The sequence below is a fragment of the Mucilaginibacter sp. PAMB04274 genome (assembly GCF_039634385.2).
GTDB lineage: Bacteria > Bacteroidota > Bacteroidia > Sphingobacteriales > Sphingobacteriaceae > Mucilaginibacter.
The window spans coordinates 3,044,469-3,064,313 of sequence record NZ_CP155081.2 but is presented as its reverse complement, the minus strand read 5'-3'; the positions used below and the strand labels follow the sequence as shown (position 1 = coordinate 3,064,313).

Sequence of the window (19,845 nt, the reverse complement as noted above, 5' to 3'; positions counted from 1 at the left end):
ACGCCTCATCTTATCTAAGAGTTATTCATTCATTAAATAAATTGTAAGATTTTATGATGAATTCCTTAAAAATCATTTATCGTAGTTAGGAACAATAGCTACTCAGCAGTAGAATACAGGGCGGACAAAACCGCATATGATAGATTTCGTTTCATATCCTATTTTGAAATATCAACTAAGGAAATGTCATTTATTGAAATAAATCGGGAAATAAGCTGCAGCATTGAAATTAGATAAGGTTATGTATTTAAACACGTTAGTGGCATTCAAAATCTATGAGTATTGCAAAAGCAAATCAAATCGCCATTTTTAAAATTCTAATTAAAGAATGGGATAGAATCTATAAGGATCGGCAGGATGGCTCTCTGGAACTTATTGAGGAAATATGGAATTTGAGATCCATGCCTTCAGAAGACGACCGTTATCAAGACGCTTACGGAGACATCATCCAGCATTATTACCGTAATGATGATATTACCACGGAGTATTTATTTACAGAACGCTTGAAGCTTTATCAGGATGATGACCGGTTTCAAAAGTTTATTGAGGTGTTATTGTCTCCGGCTTATTATGATTCTGTAGACCTGCTAAATGAAATCAGCTTGTCAATCGACACTATCCTTGGTAAGGACTTTCTGAAGCTGGTCACAGAAGATTTCGATGATAGGGGACTACCGGTTCAGAAAGTCAGGCAGCGTACCTTGGATAATGACCTGCCGCAGGGCGTTAAGAGAAATAATATCCCCTTTTATGTTATAGGGGATAAAAAAATCAATCGTAGCGGTGAGCAGTACTTTACGCTTGATCCGCATAAGAACTGGAACGACTTTAGTGTTGTGTCTGGCTTTACCCTGTCCTTTTATGACATAAGTAATTATAAAGTACAAATAGGTTATGTGAAGATTGTTTTCCGGGAAGAGCTGAAGACATGGATTCATATGGAAGATCAATTCTTTTCGCTTTCAGAAGATTTCTGCTCACTCTCGGGGCATGATGATTATTATTTTAATCTTAAAAATCAGTTCGGTGACCATGGAATGATAAGTGTGCTGTACGCTTTACAGGATGCGGCATATTTTGCTGACATCTGTGATCGTTTTGAAAACAATTCAGGCTTTACGCACTCGTTGATCAGGGAAAACGCTGCAGAACGTATGCTACGCGAACTAAGGCCAAAGCTGCAGGGACTGGATTTAAGCGAAGCACACAGCTTTTCTTACCGATTTCAACCAGCATATAGCGAATCTCCCGTAAAGGTCGATTTTAATTTCAATGATGCAGACCCTTTGCCAAACCGCATTTTCGCAGTGATCGGTAAGAATGGAACGGGCAAAACACAGCTAATGACCAAGCTGCCTGTTAGTCTGGCCAGGGGTGATGCGAACGAATTCTATAATAAATTACCATCTTTTACCAGGATCATCGCTGTGTCCTATAGCGTTTTTGATACCTTTAAAGTGCCTAAAAAAGATGCGGCCTTTAATTATGTTTTTTGCGGTCTGAAAGACGAAGAGGGCGACATGCGTTCCAGTCGTGGCCTCGTATTGAGTTTTCACAACAATTGGAAGAAGATCGATGATATGCGGCGTACTAGACGATGGCGGGAAGTACTTAAGAATTTTATTGACCCGGAGATTGTCAATACATTCGTTATCCGGTCCGAACAGCCAAGTAAAGATTTTGAGGTATCTCTCGACGGTTTTCATTCCATCCGGAATAAATTGAGTTCGGGGCAGAGTATCCTGTTATATATTATTACACAGATTGTTGCTAATATTAGGGTAGACAGCCTAATCCTTTACGATGAGCCGGAAACACACCTTCACCCGAATGCTATCGTAGAATTGATGAATACAATCTATGAGTTAGTAAATGAATTCGAATCTTACTGCCTGATTGCGACCCATTCTCCACTGGTCATCCGGGAACTGTTTTCGAAGAATGTATTCATACTGAATAGGGACGGCAATACGCCGTCTGTACGCCGGATCGGTATCGAAAGCTTTGGAGAGAACCTCGGCGTTTTAAGCGACGAAGTGTTTGGTGACCGGGGGATGCCTAAGCAGTACAAAAAGATTATCGAAGAACTGATTAGGAAAGGGAACTCTTTTGATCAGATCGTTTCAATGCTGGAGTTCGATGAGGTTCCGCTAAGTCTGAACGCACGCATTTACATCAGTAACCTACTGAGGAGGAACAATGAAGAATTCTAATCCTTACCTGGGTGATGCTTTTGCTTTTTATAAAAAGGTTTGTGCGAAAAAACAGGATGCTGCTTTAAAAGCAAGGCTGCTGGCTATGGATGTTAATATTCAGGCATTTTATCAGGACTATGATCAACATTTTGCAGGAAATGTTTTGGAGCAGATGGCCCCTGCTGGTTATGTGGACCTGCAACGCGCCGATCTGCATGAATTATATGATTTCAAAAGTGCTGCACTGAAGAAGCTTAATGCCGATCTCAGTACAACTGAAACAGGCCGTGTGATTAAGTGTCAGCAATGTACGATCAATGATGTTCATACTTTCGACCACATCGTGCCGCAAGGCGAGTTTGCTGAATTCGTGGTACATCCCAAAAACCTGATTGGCAGCTGCAGCGACTGTAATGCTCGGAAAAGCCACGTCTGGAGGAACGCCGGCCGGAGAACCTCGTTGAATTTATACCTCGATATTCTGCCCGATGTTCAATATCTGTATGTAAGAGCCGATGTCGGCAATAGAAGTATAAATACTGAATATTATCTTGAAAACAGGAACGGCGTCGATCCTGCCCTTTTTGCACTGTTAGAAGAACATTACCGGCGACTGAATCTTTTCCAGCGGTTTGCTGATGGTTCAGATACCGTTATCTCATCTTTGAGAAACATATTAGAACCTATGCATGTGTTAGGTGATCCTGCGCTCGTCCGGCAAATTGTAGAAGGTAGCGTTAGCCGTGATAAAAAAGCTTTCGGACATAATTACTGGCAGTCCGTTCTGAAAATGGCGTTACTTGATGACGAGGATTTTATGATTGACTTTCAATAAAGTCAAATGTATTTATCAAAGTCATATATATCGGTTTGAATGTTATCTTAAACCAGAATTACAATTTGTTAACAAATACACGCGTTGCTGTTCTTTAACATGAAACTTTAAAGTCATAAGTTACTAATCACGCACAATAGTTATACCGGGACTTGAACCTAAACTATTTGCGATGGTGTTAGAGCTATGGAAAGATAAATTTATAATACTCTAGTGTTTTAAATTAATTAAGATGACTAAAAAGTTTAATATCGTTAGTCTGTTAATCGAGTTCTTCAAAATCAAATAAATCACCAACGTTGACCTTTAATGCTTTGGATATTTTCAAAAGGAGATACGCGGTTGGGTTAGCTCCTCCTTTTTCATAGCGATTTATAAATTGTTTATCTCGTCCGTCGAGCATGCTAGCAAGTTCGTGCTGCTTTATATTTTTACTTTCTCTTAATTGCGCGATTCTTTTCCCTAAACTGACCTTGAAATTTGCTAATTCCTTTTCCATTTGCGAAAAATCTTTAAAAAAAACACAGGTCTGGTCAACATTTATGTTTACTTTTTAATTTATTTGCTTAAATTTGATTATTAAGATGGTATAAATAAGAGTCTTGCAACTCCAATCTCACGCCGTTGATGCAGGACAGCAGATTTATGCCCATTTCTTATTAACATATGCTAAATTAGCGTACTAAATAGGAGTGGGCTTCTGCTGTAATTCCGTATCAACATAAGGCGTGAGAACTAAATGGAGTTACGGTTGGTAGAAGCCCACTTTTAGCTTTATAGCTAAAATGCTTGGCTTTCAATTCTTCAATGATGAAAGCGAACGTATCTAACATTATTAGAATTTTAAAGGTTAACTTTTATAAGTTAGTTGGATCCTCGTGGAGAATACTGTTTGCCAGAATCATCTTTTCATTAAATAAATTTTCTAACATTATAAAAGCTCCGGTTTGATTGTTGAAAACGGCAACCCATTGAGTTTTTAAATAGTTTAGTTAATTATCGGGTTGCCGTTTTCTTTCTTTCCATAAGCCATTCCGTAAACTTTTATTCACATGTTATGAAGCATCGATACCGCTTCCTGGGAATGCCATTGCTTTTTTTTCGGCAATTACTCTCAGGCCAACTCTTTAGAAATATTAGAAACTATACCCGATATTATAGCGAAAGCATTGTCCTCGCAAATGCGCTGAAAGCTTACTTCGGCGCAAACTCGCCTGAACTTGTTAAATACTTTACCTTAATGATCTTTCAGTGCTGGAGCATGAATGAATGCAAGATCAAATCAGAGGTTTCAGATAAGGACTTTGCCTTATTCCTCGATGAATTGAATGAGCTCGTTGAGGCAGCTCACCGCTATCATAAAAGTGCTCCAAGAATTTTTGGTCGCTTGAACGGAAAGCCTGTGATTTAGCTTCCGTCTATTTCCTCCGTTTGGAACAGTCAAGGGGAATGTATAAAGGCTGTCCCGCTTACAATTAATTACTGAAAATTACTCATGAAAAAATTAACGATCTTGATCGTACTGGCATTGCTATGTTTAAAAATTCCGTTAATAGCGCAGGAAAATCAGATATTATCTGCACTAAAAATAGGGGATACAATCCCTGATATCAATCTTACCCACATTCTTAATTACCCTTCCAAAAAGGCCAAACTTTCCGACTTCAAAGGAAAAGTGATCATTTTGGATTTCTGGGCAACCCATTGTGCCCCCTGTATTGCCAGTTTTCCAAAGCTTGATTCCGTTCAGCGGAAACTTGGCAACGAGGTTCAGATCCTTTCCATTACCAACGAGACAGAAGCAGCGATCAAAACATTTCTCGAACGGTACCCTGCTAAATATGGACCCATGACGACCGTACCACAGATAACGGAAGACAAGGTATTGCACCGGCTTTTCCCTCATCGCTCCATACCTCATTATATATGGATCAGCAAAGAAGGGACAGTTGAAGCGATCCTGGGCGGATTCCAGTTCAAACCGGAAAAGGTCGAAAAATTCTTAAAGGAGGGAGGACTGGGTGAATTACCGGTCAAGATCGATATTGACGGAAATATCCCTTTGTTTTCATCTGAATTACTACCTAAAGCAAAACTGGAAGATTATCGGGTATTTTTCAAGGGTAGGTTAGAGGGCATTGGTGCCGGTACTTTTCCCAGGAGGTCTGCCAATACTATAGGCATTTGCTGGACAAATGAACTCTTGATCGACCTTTTCAAGATGTGCGGGCTGAAGATCATTTCAGGTTTTTCTGATAAATCACTGGTGATCCAGCCTAAAGACTCCCTTCAATTATTTTATCAAAAAGGCGCGATGCCTGAGAGTGATTGGATCTATGCCAATGACTATAGTGTGGATTTTATAGTTCCCAAACGCGATTCAACAAGTCTATTTCGTCAGGTACTAGCCTATATCAATTCACGTGCTCCATATTCCGCTAATGTGGTCAATAGGAGATTGGCCCACCTTGAATTGAGGGTCACAGACAAAAAGGCTTTGCTACCCACTAAAAGCGATCTCTACAAAAATACACTTTATAAAAAGGTTCCCGGCTCGATGATCGCAGGTCCGACCCGCAACTTCGTCAGCTGGTTCAATGAGCATTTTCCTGATCTGCCATTACTTGTCGACCGGACTGAACTTTCATCTCCTGTCACTATACGGGTAGAGCAACAAGTGAGCAGCGTGCGCGAATTAAATGATCTGCTTTCAGAACAGGGTTTGATGATCGTCCCGAGTAATAAGCAGGTGGAAATGCTGGTCGTTAGTCCTAATCCTAAACTCTAAACCTATCAAGATGAAAAATTTAATAATCCTAAGTCTTTTCTTATGCTATGCCACGGCCGCCTATCCTCAGCGCTTGGTCAAAGGTCAGGTTCTTTCAGCGAAAGACTCCCTGCCATTGAAAGGAGCGGCTGTAATGACCCGGGATAGCACAGTTCGCGTGCTAACAGATGACGAAGGTCGCTTTGCCTTAACCCTAGCTAATTCACCTACGAACATCATAGTTTCCTTTGTTGGTTATCAGACGCAGGTTCTTACTATCAATGGTACAAACAGACTTTTGACCGTTAGATTGATGGAGCGCAACATTCAGTTCTCCGATGTGGTCGTGTTTTCAAATGGATATCAACTGTTACCCAAAGAGCGATCCACCGGCTCCTTCAACGTTGTTGGTAATAAACTTTTTAATGAGCAGGTTTCGACATCTATACTGCCACGACTGGAGGCGGTCGCGAACGGGCTTTCCGTTGATCGAAGATCGACCAGCCCTGGGATCATGATAAGGGGCCTCAGTACGATCCAGGGGAACCGTGGTCCGCTGATCGTGCTGGATAATTTTCCGTATGAAGGCAATATTGACAATATCAACCCGAACGATGTGGAGAGCATTACGGTGCTTAAAGATGCAGCAGCTGCTTCTATCTGGGGTGCAAAAGCCGGAAATGGCGTGATCGTGATCACGACCAAAAAAGCGAAAAATGATCAGCCTCTTACCGTGAGCTTTAACAGTAATCTGACGATTGGTGGACGGCCGGATCTTGGGAAAGCCAAGCAGATGGGAAGTGCCGACTATATAGGCGTTGAGCGTATGCTTTTCTCGAGGGGGGGCTATGATGCGCAGATCAATGCGGCTGCGCGCCCTTCATTAAGCCCAGTGGTCGAAGCCTTGCTGGCGGCGAGAAGAGGGACAATAACTAATTCCGAAGCGGAACGGCAGATCGCCGCGTTGCAGGAACAGGATATACGGAATGATCTGAACCACTATGCTTATCGTCAGGCCGTTAACCAACAGTATGCACTCGGTTTGCAAGGCGGCGCGAACAACTTCTCCTGGTCAACTTCGGCTAGTTTTGATCGCAATCTGGGTTCTTTGTCAGAACGTTATGACCGGGTCAACCTGCGTCAACAGGCATCTTTTCGTCCATTTAAAAACCTTGAACTCAATACTGATCTATATTACACCCATTCAACTGCAATTACAGGAAGGCCGGCTTATGGGAGTTCTGAATATCGTAACCAACCTTATATTTCTATCGCGGACAATTTAGGAGAACCTGTCGCAGTCGCCAGGGATTTTAGCCTGAGCTATTTGGCAACCTTACCGCAGGGCAGGTTGCTGGATTGGAAATACTATCCTTTGAGGGATTGGGAGAGCGACAGAACCAACACCGGAATACAAGACATCTTAGCGAATGTAAGCATACGTTATCGTATCATTCCGGGATTGCATGCTGAAATGCGGTACCAGCATGAGCGGCAGACCCGGGAGACCGGGGGGAACCATGAAGCGGACAGCTACTTTACCCGAAATCTCGTTAACAGATTTTCCCAACTTTCTAGTGCAGGTGATGTCCTCAGACGTATCCCGGCCGGAGCGATCTACGACCGAAGTAATGCTATTCTGTCCTCCAACAACGGACGTGCATCGATAACATACGACCGAACCTGGGGCTCCCACAGTATCAATGGGATAGGAGGTGCTGAGATCCGTGACAGCCACACCGACAATTATCAAATGCGGCGATACGGTGTCAATCCGGATGTACTATCTTCCGCCTCCGTAGATTATTTGAACTCTTACCCGGCGTATATTGGCGGGTCTCAGGGGTTTATTCCAATGCTTGATGGTTTTGGACGTTCCACCACCCGCTTTGTTTCGGTCTTTGCCAATGCTGCCTATACCTACCAGGAGAAATATACGGTCTCGGGCAGCGTTCGCCGCGATGCGTCCAACCTCTTCGGAGTGAATATCAACAATAAATGGACGCCGCTTTGGTCAGCAGGTCTGGCCTGGGATCTTAGTAAAGAAGAATTCTTTGATCCCAGTTGGTTATCCGTGTTGAAACTGCGGGCAACATACGGATACAGTGGGAACACTGATCCATCACGTACCGGGGTCACGACGGTTAGTTTTTCTACGAACTCCGTTTATACAGGAAGTCCGATCGCACGAATAGAAAGATTCGGCAACCCTGATCTGGGCTGGGAGCAGGTATCGACGGCAAACTTGGGTCTAGACTTTGCTACCAAAGGTAACAGGATACAGGGAAGCATAGAATATTATAGAAAACGCGGGCAAGACCTATTTGGCAACGCCTTGTTGGATTATACTGGAGGAGCTGGCGCTTCTATTGTTAAAAATGTCGCATCGATGAGCGGGCATGGTATCGATCTGGAATTGAAAAGCATCAATTTGAAAGGAGCTATCACCTGGTCGACCGACCTCAATTTCAGCACATACCACGATAAGATCACTACTTATAATATCAGTTCGCGCCAAGGCAGTCAATTTGTTGGTACCAGCACAGGTTTATCTATATCCGGGCTTGAGGGAAAGCCGGTATATTCTGTCTTTGCTTACCGATGGGCCGGGCTCGATCCACAAACTGGCGATCCAAGAGGTTACTTAAAGGGACAGGTTAGCAAGGATTACGCAGCACTTACAGGAGCGAGTACCACTATCGATGATCTCACCTACGTTGGTCCGGCATTACCACAAATTTATGGTTCCCTGGGCAACACGGTCTCCTGGCGATCTTGGTCCCTGGATGTCAGGCTGCTTTATCGCTTCGATTATTATTTTAAAAAGCCAACGATCAGTTATACCAGCCTTTATAACGGCGGTGCAGGACATAGTGATTATGGCAGTAGGTGGCAAAAGCCCGGTGATGAGGTTTTTACCAATATCCCGTCCGCAGTGTATCCCGCCATCTCAAGCAGGGATTCATTTTTTGGGGCAGCTGAACCGAATATTTTAAAAGGAGATAACATTCGCCTTCAGTACATCACATTAAGTTATTCTCTTGATAGTCGACGGCTTCCTTGGTTACCCGTGAAGAACGCTCAACTGTATATGAATGTTAACAACATAGGCATCTTATGGCGGGCAAATAAAGATGGCATAGACCCCGATTTTGCTTCACCAATTCCCGTTCCCCGTACCTATGCTTTTGGATTTAGAGTAAACCTTTAAAATAATGATCATGAAACACCACAAAATATTGATATACTTTTGTTTCGCTATCCTTTCTCTTTTGGCTGGATGTGAAAAATTTCTTGAGGAAAAGAGCCAGGCTTCCTATGCTGTGCCCGAAAAGGTCAGCGACCTACAGGCTATGCTGGATAATGAGTCATTTTTAAATACGCTTGATCCCGGAGCGGGTGAGGTCACCAATCCTGACTATTATTTATTGGATGCAACATGGTCTTCTCTGTCGAGTGAATATGACCGGCGTATGTATGCTATGGACCGGGCCAATATATTCGAACCTGCAAATAATGACTGGAGCTACGTATACAGGGTAGTGAATATCGCTAACACCGTACTGGATGCGTTGCCGAAAGTTCGTCAGGATAATGGCCAGTTACAATGGAATAGCGTCAAAGGACAAGCTTTGTTTTTTAGGGCAAAAGGGTTTTTACAGGCTTTAGGTATATGGTCGCCCGCATTTCGCGCTGATGCCGTGCAGGAAACGGCCGGTATACCGCTGCGATTGAACTCCAATTTCAATGAGCGTTCGGTACGTTCTTCAGTTAGCGAAAGTTACCAGCAGGTTATTCTCGATCTACGCACTGCAGCGTCATTGTTGCCAAATACCCAGATCACCGCATTAAGGCCATCTAAGGCTGCTGCTTTCGGCATGTTGGCCAGAGCTTATTTGCTCATGAGAGATTACACTTCCGCTGAGCTATATGCAGATTCTTGTTTGCGTATCAATGCTAACTTGTTATCATTTTCTTCCTTGAACGCTGCTGCTACATTTCCAATTTCAAGATTTAACACTGAGGTCGTCTTTGAAAGTTATATCCCATCTCCCTTGCCCTTAAGTCAATCAAGGGCGAAGATCGTCCCCGAACTTTATAATTCTTATCAGGCAAATGATCTACGCAAAACAGTGTTTTTTAGGACTAATACCGATGGCTCTTTTGCATTCAAGGGGAGTTACGAAGGTGGTGCTGTCCTCTTTTCAGGTATAGCTACGGATGAGATGTATCTCATAAGAAGTGAGTGTCGCGCCAGGGGTGGGAAGCTTCAAGAAGCGCTCGATGACTTGAATAACTTACTGCGAACACGTTATAATACAAGCTTCGCCGCTTTGCAAATTGGCGATCAGGCAACAATGGTCAATAGAATAATAATGGAAAGAAGGAAAGAGCTATTGATGCGGGGCTTGAACTGGGTGGATATCAAACGGCTTAATGCGGAGGGAAGGCAGATCAGCATAACGAAAACTATCAATGGAGTTACGCGTTCGTTAGCGCCGAATAGTGGGGGATTTGCACTTCCGATTCCGGAAGATGTAATAGTGCTATCAGGGATGGAACAAAATCCTTAAATTAAACTATTAGGGGGAAATTTACCTTCCCCCTGATAGTCATTTACTCAGTTCTGCGCGATGTTGCATTGGCGCGAATGCTCGTTGCACTGCCTTGTGCATCCAGATAGTTTTGCAATGGCGTATTTGTTGACGGCATTTGGTAATCATCCGCCTCAAAATCTACCTGGCATGGCACTTGGTTGGCATTGTCACACGATTGCTGCGGACTGGTGGACCAGTTCGCGTCATCGATCGCATCGCCAAGTTCGTGCCCGCTCTGGAAATACCAGGTTTGGTTAACCCTCTTGTTCATTTCACTTTTGCTCACGGGAGCTTTCAATGTAGTAAATGCACTAGCTGCGATAGCGATGGCTACTGTCAGCAATTTTATGATGTTAGTCTTCATTGTTGATTCAAGCTTTTGAAAAAGCTCTAAATTTAAGTGTTGATTTTATTTATATCACTGCCTACTCGATCTGAAGGTTTTCGGCACCCCCTTTGCATGGTCTGAGCTCCCGTCTAAACCAGTGCGATCGTTTCATGTTACTTCCCCACTGAACCTCCTTTCTATTAGTAGTAGTCTTATCGTTGTGAGGTTGATGACTATAAAAAACAGGTTGAAAATGAGATGCTCTTTCCAGGATAATTTCTCTAAGACCCCGCCGCAAGAACAGGGTATATGTCCTAATCCGCCGAAGATCGCTAATGCGATATAGGTGGTAAATGCGGTAAGTAAGGTGATTGATATATAAAGGCCCTTTGCGTACTTGCGTTCAGAAAGTAGAAGTAATGCTAAGATGATCTCGAAGGGGGGAAGTACGTAAATTAACGGTAACTTCATAGATTCTGGAAGAACCTGTAATTGCATCTGATCGTGAAAGTCACCGAATTTCATGAGTTTAGCTGAGGCCGCATACAACCACAACAGAATTAATACAACGCGTCCAGATAGTATCCAGGATTTTAATGATATGTAAGTCCGTGTATCCATGAGATAAAGTTCAGGCGGTAGAAATGCCAGAAAATGTCACTCATCTTTTTTGATGTAATATTTTTTTTGTCTTTTGTCATAACGGACCTGATGACCTTGCTCCCTTAGGTTGTTGAGCATTCTTTTGAGCGTACGCGTGCTGATGCCGAAACGTTTTGCAACAGCGGAGAGTGACCGGAAGCGGTTCTTTTCGATCAGTTCAAGAATATACTCAAGCCTGCGTTGATAAGAAAGGTAATCCATAGAACTTCCATTTAGCCCATACTAAGCCAGCTAAATTCAGATTTCCCTTTCTTACCCGCTATTACTCAAAATTGTAAATTATAATTTTTCAGTATTTGATTTGTCACTGTGATGGATCATCGAATTCATCTCGTGTTCGGATTCCGTGATAGGTTTTCGACCGAGTACCTTACTGATCTTCCTGATCGTGTCCAGGAACCATTGATGGTTAATGCCGGTGCCGAACTTCGCAGCCGGGAGAAATTTCAAGGGTGAAACTTTCAGTATCTCTGCGATCTGGTAGATCATGGACACGGTGATCTTTGTTTCATTTCGTTCGATCTTCGAATAGGCAGGCTGAGAGATACCCAACTCCCAGGCCATATTTTCCTGGCTGTAATTCTTTGCCAACCGCTCCAGTCTGATTTTTTCGCCGATGTTATTCATATTATTTGGATTAATCTATAAGCTACAGTTATAAGTTATAAAGTGCGGTTTTAGCTTTCCGCAACCTGTTGGGGGATCTTTAATTCAATTTCCAATACCGGGAAGAAACTTAATATTCTCCACTATGAAACAGTTATCTGACGAAGCCGCCGACGAACTCAAAGGTGGTGCAGCAGCCGGAAGTTGCGCTTACAACATTGCATTTTCAGCCTCTTTAGGCGGCCTTTTTGGTGGTGCCGGAGCGGTGATCGGCGCCATCGCTGCAGCAACAGGGCCTTCCTGCCTTGCGGTTTGGTAGTACGTAAAAAGCCGGGCGACACCCGGCTTTTTATTTGACCAGAAACATCAGGGCAATTGCACAGCAACCTCCCGCTAATGCGCCAAAAAAGTGCAGTTCAATATTGATCCGCTCGTCACGGCGTCGCCGTTGGTAAATGATCATGATCACGACATAGATCAATCCCCCATAAATATTTTTAACAGCTCCAAGAACAGGAGCATAGAATGCGATCACTTCCGGTTGCAGGATGATGTAACAGAACATACATCCCATGATACTCCCTGAGAAACCCGCCCCGGAGAAAAGAAAGTCTGTACGATGCCTGTAGGTAGAAGCGATACTCCCGGCAAGATTACTTCCTAAATAGACCACTCCAAACAGAATGCTTCCATAAGGATTAATGTGGTTCAGATAACGCTCCAAACCGATACCGAAATTCAGGAACATGAACTCGTTGAACAACCAATGGATCCGATCCACATGGATAAGGTCATGACTAAGGAGACGATAATATTGTTTGTTTACGACGATGCTGTAGGGATGAAGCATTAAACCACGAAACCAAGATTCCTTAATAAATGCGGCGAAAGTGATGATCGTTGTCAGGCCCATCAGCGCCAGGCTAACGGGAAATTGTTGGAACGCAAGATTGTGAACGGTCAGTATCATAGCAAAAAAATGTGGTTGATACAATAACTTCCAGGCATAAATTACAATTTCTTGTAATTGCCCGTGGCCTGCTACCTGACGAAATTTACCTAAAATTTTTAGGCCATGTATTTTTCGAAAAAATCCATTTTCATCAGCTTCGGTGCAATAGCTGCTCTCACTTCGGTGACGATTGTAACCGCAAAATACTTAATTTATACAACAAATTTCTTTGCGGAAAGTAAAAATCCGCTCACCGGTATTTATGGGCAGGATGCCTTGTTGCTTTCAGAACTAAATATTTGGCTTTTTTTGATCGCCAATGGTTATCTATTAGTTAAGTGTCTGCTCGTTTCATTCTGCCTTTATACCGGCTTTTTCATTGCGGGAAGAGTGCTCTCATTCCGACAGATCTTTGGTGTTGTCACGCTGGCTGAATCCGCATTTATTATTTCCGCACTGCTCAAGGTCTGTTGGTTTCACTGGCGGTATCCGAATGGTTCACTTATGGAATGGCATAGTGTATATATGCTGTCGATCATCGGCTTTTTTAATCATGTTCCCGCCGCTTGGTCTTACGCCCTTCAAACCATGAATGGTTTTGAACTGGTGTATATTCTCACTATGGCTTTCGGCATATCCCGGATGACCGGTAATACTTACAAAAATGAGTTGACGGTCGTTGCTGCCAGCTATATGCCAGTACTTCTCTTGTGGGTCGTTATCGTCACTTTTTGCACGATCCTTTATTTCCCAGATCATACTTGAAGTTCCACTAATCTTAAATATCATGAAGAACATTAACCTGCTAAAGCGCACATTCGTCCGCCAAACCGGTCAGGATGAATGCGGAAATTCCTGCCTGGCCATGATCCTGAACTATTCAGGTCTGACCCTGGCATCACGTCAGATGCGTAGTTTGAAAGCGCCTCCCGGGGGATATTCCCTATTGTCTCTCAAGGAATTGGCTTTCAAAAGCGGGCTGAATGGTCGCTGCGTAGAGTTAGAAATGGCATTTCTTCGGGCGATCCAACAGCCCTGCATTTTACATACACTGAATGATCACAACGAGCCTCATTATCAGGTGTGCTACGGCAGCAAAATTTCCCGTAAAGGAAGTCAGTATTTGATGGCGGATCCGGCTAAACAATTCTATTTTATTACAGAAGAAGAGCTCTCCCGCCGATGGTCAAGCAAGGCGGCGCTATACTTTGAGCCGCTTGAGCAAAACCTAACTCCTTTTAGCGCTTCGCCCTGGTTATCCCTGTTGAGGGTCGTTCCATATCCGGTGGGCCTTTGGGGCGTTCTGCCACTAATGGCTGTTCTTTCAGCATTGTTAGGGATAGCGTTATCCTGGGTATTGCAAAAAGGTATCAATGACAGATCCATCCTGGAGGGACCTGTGATCGCCATTCTTTTATGCCTGTTGCTGGTCATCGGTATTTGCCGTGCCGGTTTGGGTTTTCTTCGGCAATTTATCCTGATCAAGGTGAACATGGTCATCAATGAATATTTGACAGAACGTTTTATCAAGGGAGCATTTTATTCACGTGCCGGAGAGTTTCCTGCGTCCTCGTTCTTTATAAGATCGTCTATCCGCGACATTCAGCGTATTCAGAACGCCCTGTCGTCATTTCTGAGTATCTTACTTCCGGAAGGCACGCTGGTCATATGCCTGTTAGTAGTGATCGCCTGGAATTCTACGTCAGGAGGCCTTTTTTCGGTTATTTATATGGCTGTTACCGCATGTTTAGCCTATCGGAATTCGAACACTAATACTTACCAATTTTCCCATCTATCTCAACTGTCCGGCGGAAATGAAGAAGCATTGACCCGGGATGCCTTGAGTATGACCAACATCACTGATGCCGGACATCTTCAGGAACGCTTCGAGTATCACCTTTCCAGGCAGGAACTCGCTACTGCACATATTAGTAGTATTGCGATCTCTGCGGGCCTGCGATCTCTATTCATCGAAGCATGCGGCGCCGTTTATGCGATCGGTCTTTTCGCCCTTCTTATCGCTAACTACATCAATGGAGACGTGTCATACAGCCTATTGATGGTCATGGTCATCTGTGGCTATTTTGCATCTACGTTGATGCCCCGGCTGTGCATGGTCATTAATACACTAGCTGAAGGAGCGGATGCTTTTATTCAGTACCAGGCGTTTCACGCTGATCGATCTTGACAGGTCGGTCTTGCAGTTTTGACCAATTACCAAACCTTTTTTGTGATCTGATGTGCCTGGGAATTTTCGTCCCGGCCGGCATCGCTATGTCCTAAGCCTTCACAATTTCTATCGGTCACTAAAAATTATACGACTATGAGTAGCAATATTGAAGAAATGGTTACGGGATTGAAAAGTGAACTTCAATTGAACGGTCAGACCAATAATTATCTTAAACGTTTTAACAATGCTATCCGCATCATTGAGGAGGCCAACGGACAAATTCGGGCTTATTTAGAGGAAAATTCATTGCCCGAACCTGACGAGATACACTACTTTAAGAAGATCAAACCCCTGGTGATATCTTACGAGATAGAGGAGGGCCTGATCTATAACATTTTTGTTAACCGGACGGTAGGTACTGAAAAAGATCAGTTGAAATATTTTGAAGATGAATTGAAAGCTATTCGCACCACTTTCAGAAGGAACGCTTTTTATTATCAATACTATAAGAATGATTTTGCCGAATTGGATAGCATATTCTTTTTAAGAAGCGCTACCTCTCTTGCATTGCCCCTGCCGGAGGTCCCGATGATCGAAGGCGAAAATCTAACACCAATGACTTGCTTGTTCGCCAGGTTCATGGCCTTCGAACGGTTACAGATCCACATACTGGAACAAATGAATGCGCTCCGTAACGGAGGTGAACTGCAAGCGTTTCGCTCTACCGGCGATCTTTCTAATCTCAAATGGACCGGCGACATCATCAACCTGGTAGAACTCGCCTACGGTCTTTGGCTTACCGGCCAACTTAACAATGGGAATGTTACGCTGACTGAGCTGGTTGCCTGGCTGGAAGTAAACTTCGGTACCAATATCGGTATTATTCAAAAGCGATTCGCTGAGATCGAACGGCGCAAACGTATCAGCAATACCAAATACCTTGACCAAATGAGAGATGCTGTCATGGCCAGGGTTGTCAATGGAAGTGCTTGATCTCGGTGGGTTCAAGATGCAAAAGCGGGTGAGAGCCCGCTTTTTTTATGCGTAAACCTTCGATTTTCTAAGATTATTTATCTGTAGTACAGAAGAACTACAGATAAACCCTTACGCCAACCCCTCAATTTTGTCTTAACGAAACCGGCTGAGCAGTAGCCCGAAAGCCGCAGAATAACAGGAGGTCATTAGCATCACCTTATCCGATTCTGCCACGAGCCACGCCTGCCTGATCCGTGATCCGGCCATAGAGATGGCAGGGTTGACGCTCCCCAGGGAGTCGCTCTTTGACGTACAGGGATGAAACATTAACCCGTTAACACCGGGGAATTTCGCGAAGGTGAGCGTAAAGCCGCAATACCCGAAAGCGTGAAGGCAGGCCTGAGGGCCCGTATCGTAGGATATGACGTTGGTAGTCCCGAAAATTTGCCGGCAGGAGAGGATCATCCGGGACCGTTACCCGCTGCCGGCACATGAAGACCATTAATAAGAGAACACGGGAGGTGCTGCTGATCGGCGCATCCCTCGGTGCATTGAACGCATTGATCAATGCTGGAAAGATCAAAAGGTACCTCACAGAATCCCAGGCATATGAACTTTACGGACGGGCAACAGTAGAAGAGTGGGTTAGGCAGGCTTTGATCTCGCCATTCCGCAGCTGTAGCTTTTTCTCCGCAAAAAAATTCGATCGTATGGACCTGGAACTGCTCGTCAGGGCACAGGAGCTATCTGCGCTGCGATGATCCTATCGCTGGATCGCGATCAGGCAAAAGATCCAATAAATAACTAACAACAATTTATATGGCAGAATCACTCAATTTTAAACAGCTAAAAGAACAAGCCTCCATCGTCGAGCTTTTGGAGAAGCTCGGTCACCGTCCAGTGCCGCGGCGTGGAAGGGAGATCATGTATCACAGTATGCTCCGAGACGATGACAGAACACCCTCTTTCAGTGTCAATGACGCTTTGGGTGTTTGGTTCGACCATGGCCTTGGAAAGGGGGGCAATATCATCGACTTCGGTCTGCTCTACTGGAAAGGACTTGAATTTAATCAGGTCCTGGCCAGGATCAATGAGGTACTGGCATTGGAACAGCGCCCGAGGATACCGTATGTTTCTCAAGGTCGAACGCCGGTCAAAGTCCCACATTATGTCGTACAACAGGTCAAAGCGATCGGTACGCATCCTGCGATCACCAATTATCTGAAAGGAAGGGGTATTTTCGACGCCGCACTGAAATGTTTGAAAGAGGTCTACTATTATGTCGAGGATCAAAAAGGAAAACGACAGCAATATTTTGCGGGCGGTTGGCAGAACGAGAACGCAGGCTGGGAGGTCAGGAACAAATATTTCAAAGGTTGCCTCGGCAAAAAGGCCATCACCTTTATAGAGGGACATGAAAAGAATGCTGCGGTTTTTGAAGGATATCTTGATTATCTCAGCTGGCGTGTCGAACACCCACAGAACAATTCCAGCATCATTGTGCTGAATAGTTTGAGTTTACTTTCTGCCGGGATCGCAAGGGGAAAGCGTTTCTCATCTATCGATCTTTATTTCGACAGGGACCCCGCAGGGCTCAGGAGTACGCGCGATTTCATCGCGTCCTTGCCTTACGCTACGGATCGCTCCGGTGCCTACGAAGGTTTCAATGATTATAATGATAAGATCAGGGCGCAGCTTAAACCCATGCCACAGCCCGATCAACGGTCAGTTCAGCCCGATACCTCTCAAATGTCATTCTCCAGGTGACCGTGATCGTGTCCGATCATTCGCCTGGGTTGTATAATGCCGGTTTTCAACCGGTTTCTTTATTTTATTTAATACCTATCTATTCTTGTTTTTTAGACGGCAAGATGTCTTTTTGTCGGACAGAAATCCGCTACGCAGGATTTCTATCCATCCAAAAAGAATCTTGCCCCTCCGGGGAGGAACTGAAAAACTTCGCAACTCGTTTTTTATGACAGCATCCGGAAAATTAGCCGGAAGGCCTAAACTGGCAGGGAACAAGCGTTCCCGGAAGATCGATGCCAGGTTTACCGAAGCGGAGTACGAGACCATCGTGGCATTGGAGCAGCAACTTGGGGTCAGTAAGACCGAACTGGTCCGCATGCGCCTATTGAACAATGGGGACCAGGTTTTGGTCAATGCAAAGGAGGTCATCAGCAAACTTGATTCTATTGGCATTGAAATGGGCCGGATAGGAAATAACGTCAACCAACTGGCCAGGCATGCGAACCTGCTGAACTTGCAAGGTAATGTGCCACCTTATGTTGTCGACCAGTTCAATCAGTTGTTAAGCAGGTATATCGGGATATTACAGGAAGTGGACACTACCTTCAGGCGGGTCATCCGAACAACTGGCAAATAGGTGCCACGACTGTTCCATTGATATGTTGCAGTATAGTTCGTCTGATCGCCGGTTAGTTCGTTTCGTTCGTATGTTGATCGGTCGATGTACAGATCAACTGTTCCACTGCGATGAAGTTAGCAAGCTACACTGTTCTGCTGATACATTGCTCGGTGGATATTCGGCTATACTGACGCATGGATATCGGTGTACGATGTTAGGCAGATCGGTCGATATTTTGATCAGGCATTACAAAGCATTCGCGCTATCCGGCTACAATGCTATTCTGACCTATTGGTTCAAGCTTACTAAGCGCCATAGCTCAATAGATGAAATGTTATGCTGTTCGAATGATATGTCGCATGATAGGAAAGCCATTCGGTCCATCAACTGGTAATATCTCAATCCTATGATCGTACGTTTTCTTGATCCAGTTAAGAACTTTCCCGGTGTACGCTACAACACGAATAAAGTAGAACGGAATAAGGGGGAACTGATGAAAGTATCCAATTTCGGTGCATTGCAGGGATTTGCCGAGCTAAGGCCGCAGGATTACATCAATTATCTTCAAATGCTTTCCGCCCAAAACCGGAAAGTGAAACAGCCGCAGCTTCATGTGGTGCTTTCCGGTAAAGGGAAACTGTATGACAAGTTCCAGCTGACCCAGGCTGCCGAACTGTGGATGAAAGAAATGGGTTATGGAGAGCAGCCTTACTTCATTACCCTGCACAGGGATACCGGCAATGATCACGTTCACATCGTCAGCACACGGATAGACCGACAGGGCGAAAAAATAGACAGCGCTTTTGAGTGGGTCCGTGGACAAAAGGCATTGAACAAGGTGCTCGGCTATGACCATGCCTTCACGTATAAGTTCAGTACTCAGGCGCAATTCTATCTCCTGCTGGAACAAGGTGGCTTCCTGGGTCGCGATCTTTTGGACCATTCAAAACTTGAAAAGCATATCGGCCGCTATCAAAAGGATCAACAAAGAGCTGACGAATTGCGGGATCTCTTTCTAAGTCGAAAAGCCGAATCAGGGTTTTTAGAATTGCTTGCCACTAAGTTTTATGTTGAGCTGGTGTTCCACGCTTCAGCAGGTAAACAGCCTTATGGTTATACAGTGCTCGATCACCATACCAAACAAGTGTTCAAAGGAGGTGAGATACTGCCGCTAAAACACCTGCTGGATGTGCCCATTTTTCCGGTTATGCCGGTACCTGGTGACGCTCACGATTCAGGTATTCAGCAGGATAGGATAGAAGTGCTGGATACAGGTAATTATATCGGTCCGGTCTGGATCGCTGACGATATCGATGATGAAGGTGTACTTGGCCGGAACAGGCAGCGCAAGAGAAAGGCAAGAACCAACACCCGTTAGGGTTTAAACA

20 protein-coding genes are annotated in these 19,845 nt (G+C 44.4%); 14 read left to right on the top strand and 6 right to left on the bottom strand.

The window, feature by feature from the left end:
- Positions 1-275: 275 nt before the first annotated feature.
- Both ABDD95_RS12725 and ABDD95_RS12720 read left to right on the top strand, forming a co-directional pair.
- A complete protein-coding gene (locus tag ABDD95_RS12725) occupies positions 276-2,213 on the top strand; it encodes an AAA family ATPase (RefSeq protein WP_345947707.1) in 1,938 nt (645 codons plus the stop codon).
- On the top strand, positions 2,200-3,030 hold the full coding sequence (locus tag ABDD95_RS12720; RefSeq protein ID WP_345947706.1) for a hypothetical protein: 831 nt from the start codon (positions 2,200-2,202) through the stop codon (positions 3,028-3,030). Before ABDD95_RS12725 ends, ABDD95_RS12720 begins: the two co-directional genes overlap by 14 nt.
- Before the next feature lie 262 nt (positions 3,031-3,292).
- Here ABDD95_RS12720 and ABDD95_RS12715 read toward each other — a convergent pair whose 3' ends face one another.
- A complete protein-coding gene (locus ABDD95_RS12715) occupies positions 3,293-3,529 on the bottom strand; it encodes a helix-turn-helix transcriptional regulator (RefSeq protein WP_345947705.1) in 237 nt (78 codons plus the stop codon).
- 558 nt (positions 3,530-4,087) lie between these two features.
- Here ABDD95_RS12715 and ABDD95_RS12710 point away from each other — a divergent pair.
- The 4 genes from ABDD95_RS12710 (at position 4,088) to ABDD95_RS12695 (ending at position 10,371) form a co-directional block, all read left to right on the top strand.
- Positions 4,088-4,441 carry a hypothetical protein gene (locus ABDD95_RS12710; protein ID WP_345947704.1) on the top strand — a complete coding sequence of 118 codons (354 nt, stop codon included), beginning with the start codon at positions 4,088-4,090 and terminating at the stop codon, positions 4,439-4,441.
- A gap of 84 nt (positions 4,442-4,525) precedes the next feature.
- Complete coding sequence (locus tag ABDD95_RS12705; RefSeq protein ID WP_345947703.1) at positions 4,526-5,818, top strand: TlpA disulfide reductase family protein; 1,293 nt, start codon at positions 4,526-4,528, stop codon at positions 5,816-5,818.
- A 10-nt stretch (positions 5,819-5,828) separates the two neighbouring features.
- Positions 5,829-9,008, top strand: coding sequence for a SusC/RagA family TonB-linked outer membrane protein (locus ABDD95_RS12700; protein ID WP_345947702.1), 3,180 nt, complete (start codon positions 5,829-5,831; stop codon positions 9,006-9,008).
- 10 nt (positions 9,009-9,018) lie between these two features.
- Positions 9,019-10,371 carry a RagB/SusD family nutrient uptake outer membrane protein gene (locus tag ABDD95_RS12695; protein ID WP_345947701.1) on the top strand — a complete coding sequence of 451 codons (1,353 nt, stop codon included), beginning with the start codon at positions 9,019-9,021 and terminating at the stop codon, positions 10,369-10,371.
- 43 nt (positions 10,372-10,414) lie between these two features.
- Here ABDD95_RS12695 and ABDD95_RS12690 read toward each other — a convergent pair whose 3' ends face one another.
- The 4 genes from ABDD95_RS12690 to ABDD95_RS12675 all read right to left on the bottom strand — a co-directional run bounded on the left by ABDD95_RS12690 (position 10,415) and on the right by ABDD95_RS12675 (position 12,013).
- Positions 10,415-10,759: a hypothetical protein gene (locus ABDD95_RS12690; protein WP_345947700.1), complete on the bottom strand. Its 345-nt coding sequence runs from the start codon at positions 10,757-10,759 to the stop codon at positions 10,415-10,417.
- A gap of 132 nt (positions 10,760-10,891) precedes the next feature.
- On the bottom strand, positions 10,892-11,248 hold the full coding sequence (locus tag ABDD95_RS12685; RefSeq protein ID WP_352432904.1) for a MauE/DoxX family redox-associated membrane protein: 357 nt from the start codon (positions 11,246-11,248) through the stop codon (positions 10,892-10,894).
- A 132-nt stretch (positions 11,249-11,380) separates the two neighbouring features.
- Positions 11,381-11,587 carry a DeoR family transcriptional regulator gene (locus ABDD95_RS12680; protein WP_345947699.1) on the bottom strand — a complete coding sequence of 69 codons (207 nt, stop codon included), beginning with the start codon at positions 11,585-11,587 and terminating at the stop codon, positions 11,381-11,383.
- 78 nt (positions 11,588-11,665) lie between these two features.
- On the bottom strand, positions 11,666-12,013 hold the full coding sequence (locus ABDD95_RS12675) for a helix-turn-helix transcriptional regulator (protein ID WP_345947698.1): 348 nt from the start codon (positions 12,011-12,013) through the stop codon (positions 11,666-11,668).
- Positions 12,014-12,137: 124 nt separating this feature from the next.
- On the opposite strand from ABDD95_RS12675, the gene ABDD95_RS12670 reads away from it, so the two are divergent.
- Positions 12,138-12,311: a hypothetical protein gene (locus ABDD95_RS12670; protein ID WP_345947697.1), complete on the top strand. Its 174-nt coding sequence runs from the start codon at positions 12,138-12,140 to the stop codon at positions 12,309-12,311.
- Between the two features lie 30 nt (positions 12,312-12,341).
- Here the strand turns inward: ABDD95_RS12670 and ABDD95_RS12665 are convergent, their stop codons facing one another.
- Positions 12,342-12,962, bottom strand: a complete 621-nt coding sequence (locus ABDD95_RS12665) for a rhomboid family intramembrane serine protease (RefSeq protein WP_345947696.1) — start codon at positions 12,960-12,962, stop codon at positions 12,342-12,344.
- A gap of 105 nt (positions 12,963-13,067) precedes the next feature.
- On the opposite strand from ABDD95_RS12665, the gene ABDD95_RS12660 reads away from it, so the two are divergent.
- From ABDD95_RS12660 to ABDD95_RS12630, 7 genes are all read left to right on the top strand, one after another.
- Positions 13,068-13,709, top strand: a complete 642-nt coding sequence (locus tag ABDD95_RS12660) for a hypothetical protein (protein WP_345947695.1) — start codon at positions 13,068-13,070, stop codon at positions 13,707-13,709.
- Positions 13,710-13,731: 22 nt separating this feature from the next.
- Positions 13,732-15,132: a cysteine peptidase family C39 domain-containing protein gene (locus ABDD95_RS12655; protein WP_345947694.1), complete on the top strand. Its 1,401-nt coding sequence runs from the start codon at positions 13,732-13,734 to the stop codon at positions 15,130-15,132.
- Positions 15,133-15,267: 135 nt separating this feature from the next.
- Entirely contained in the window at positions 15,268-16,107 is an 840-nt protein-coding gene (locus ABDD95_RS12650) for an RteC domain-containing protein (protein WP_345947693.1), read from the top strand.
- 473 nt (positions 16,108-16,580) lie between these two features.
- The gene (locus ABDD95_RS12645; protein WP_345947692.1) at positions 16,581-16,850 is read left to right on the top strand and encodes a hypothetical protein; all 270 of its coding nucleotides are present in this window, start codon (positions 16,581-16,583) and stop codon (positions 16,848-16,850) included.
- Positions 16,851-16,908: 58 nt separating this feature from the next.
- A complete protein-coding gene (locus ABDD95_RS12640) occupies positions 16,909-17,856 on the top strand; it encodes a toprim domain-containing protein (protein ID WP_345947691.1) in 948 nt (315 codons plus the stop codon).
- Positions 17,857-18,064: 208 nt separating this feature from the next.
- Positions 18,065-18,475, top strand: a complete 411-nt coding sequence (gene mobC, locus ABDD95_RS12635; protein WP_345947690.1) for a plasmid mobilization relaxosome protein MobC — start codon at positions 18,065-18,067, stop codon at positions 18,473-18,475.
- A gap of 388 nt (positions 18,476-18,863) precedes the next feature.
- Positions 18,864-19,835, top strand: coding sequence for a relaxase/mobilization nuclease domain-containing protein (locus ABDD95_RS12630; protein WP_345947689.1), 972 nt, complete (start codon positions 18,864-18,866; stop codon positions 19,833-19,835).
- Positions 19,836-19,845 lie beyond the last annotated feature (10 nt).

What these genes read in the sequence shown, in the direction of transcription:
- ABDD95_RS12725 (WP_345947707.1), top strand. Translation starts at nt 276, where the DNA reads ATGAGTATTGCAAAAGCAAATCAAATCGCCATTTTTAAAATTCTAATT.
- ABDD95_RS12720 (WP_345947706.1), top strand. Translation starts at nt 2,200, where the DNA reads ATGAAGAATTCTAATCCTTACCTGGGTGATGCTTTTGCTTTTTATAAA.
- ABDD95_RS12715 (WP_345947705.1), bottom strand. Translation starts at nt 3,529, where the DNA reads ATGGAAAAGGAATTAGCAAATTTCAAGGTCAGTTTAGGGAAAAGAATC.
- ABDD95_RS12710 (WP_345947704.1), top strand. Translation starts at nt 4,088, where the DNA reads ATGAAGCATCGATACCGCTTCCTGGGAATGCCATTGCTTTTTTTTCGG.
- ABDD95_RS12705 (WP_345947703.1), top strand. Translation starts at nt 4,526, where the DNA reads ATGAAAAAATTAACGATCTTGATCGTACTGGCATTGCTATGTTTAAAA.
- ABDD95_RS12700 (WP_345947702.1), top strand. Translation starts at nt 5,829, where the DNA reads ATGAAAAATTTAATAATCCTAAGTCTTTTCTTATGCTATGCCACGGCC.
- ABDD95_RS12695 (WP_345947701.1), top strand. Translation starts at nt 9,019, where the DNA reads ATGAAACACCACAAAATATTGATATACTTTTGTTTCGCTATCCTTTCT.
- ABDD95_RS12690 (WP_345947700.1), bottom strand. Translation starts at nt 10,759, where the DNA reads ATGAAGACTAACATCATAAAATTGCTGACAGTAGCCATCGCTATCGCA.
- ABDD95_RS12685 (WP_352432904.1), bottom strand. Translation starts at nt 11,248, where the DNA reads ATGAAATTCGGTGACTTTCACGATCAGATGCAATTACAGGTTCTTCCA.
- ABDD95_RS12680 (WP_345947699.1), bottom strand. Translation starts at nt 11,587, where the DNA reads ATGGATTACCTTTCTTATCAACGCAGGCTTGAGTATATTCTTGAACTG.
- ABDD95_RS12675 (WP_345947698.1), bottom strand. Translation starts at nt 12,013, where the DNA reads ATGAATAACATCGGCGAAAAAATCAGACTGGAGCGGTTGGCAAAGAAT.
- ABDD95_RS12670 (WP_345947697.1), top strand. Translation starts at nt 12,138, where the DNA reads ATGAAACAGTTATCTGACGAAGCCGCCGACGAACTCAAAGGTGGTGCA.
- ABDD95_RS12665 (WP_345947696.1), bottom strand. Translation starts at nt 12,962, where the DNA reads ATGATACTGACCGTTCACAATCTTGCGTTCCAACAATTTCCCGTTAGC.
- ABDD95_RS12660 (WP_345947695.1), top strand. Translation starts at nt 13,068, where the DNA reads ATGTATTTTTCGAAAAAATCCATTTTCATCAGCTTCGGTGCAATAGCT.
- ABDD95_RS12655 (WP_345947694.1), top strand. Translation starts at nt 13,732, where the DNA reads ATGAAGAACATTAACCTGCTAAAGCGCACATTCGTCCGCCAAACCGGT.
- ABDD95_RS12650 (WP_345947693.1), top strand. Translation starts at nt 15,268, where the DNA reads ATGAGTAGCAATATTGAAGAAATGGTTACGGGATTGAAAAGTGAACTT.
- ABDD95_RS12645 (WP_345947692.1), top strand. Translation starts at nt 16,581, where the DNA reads ATGAAGACCATTAATAAGAGAACACGGGAGGTGCTGCTGATCGGCGCA.
- ABDD95_RS12640 (WP_345947691.1), top strand. Translation starts at nt 16,909, where the DNA reads ATGGCAGAATCACTCAATTTTAAACAGCTAAAAGAACAAGCCTCCATC.
- mobC (WP_345947690.1), top strand. Translation starts at nt 18,065, where the DNA reads ATGACAGCATCCGGAAAATTAGCCGGAAGGCCTAAACTGGCAGGGAAC.
- ABDD95_RS12630 (WP_345947689.1), top strand. Translation starts at nt 18,864, where the DNA reads ATGATCGTACGTTTTCTTGATCCAGTTAAGAACTTTCCCGGTGTACGC.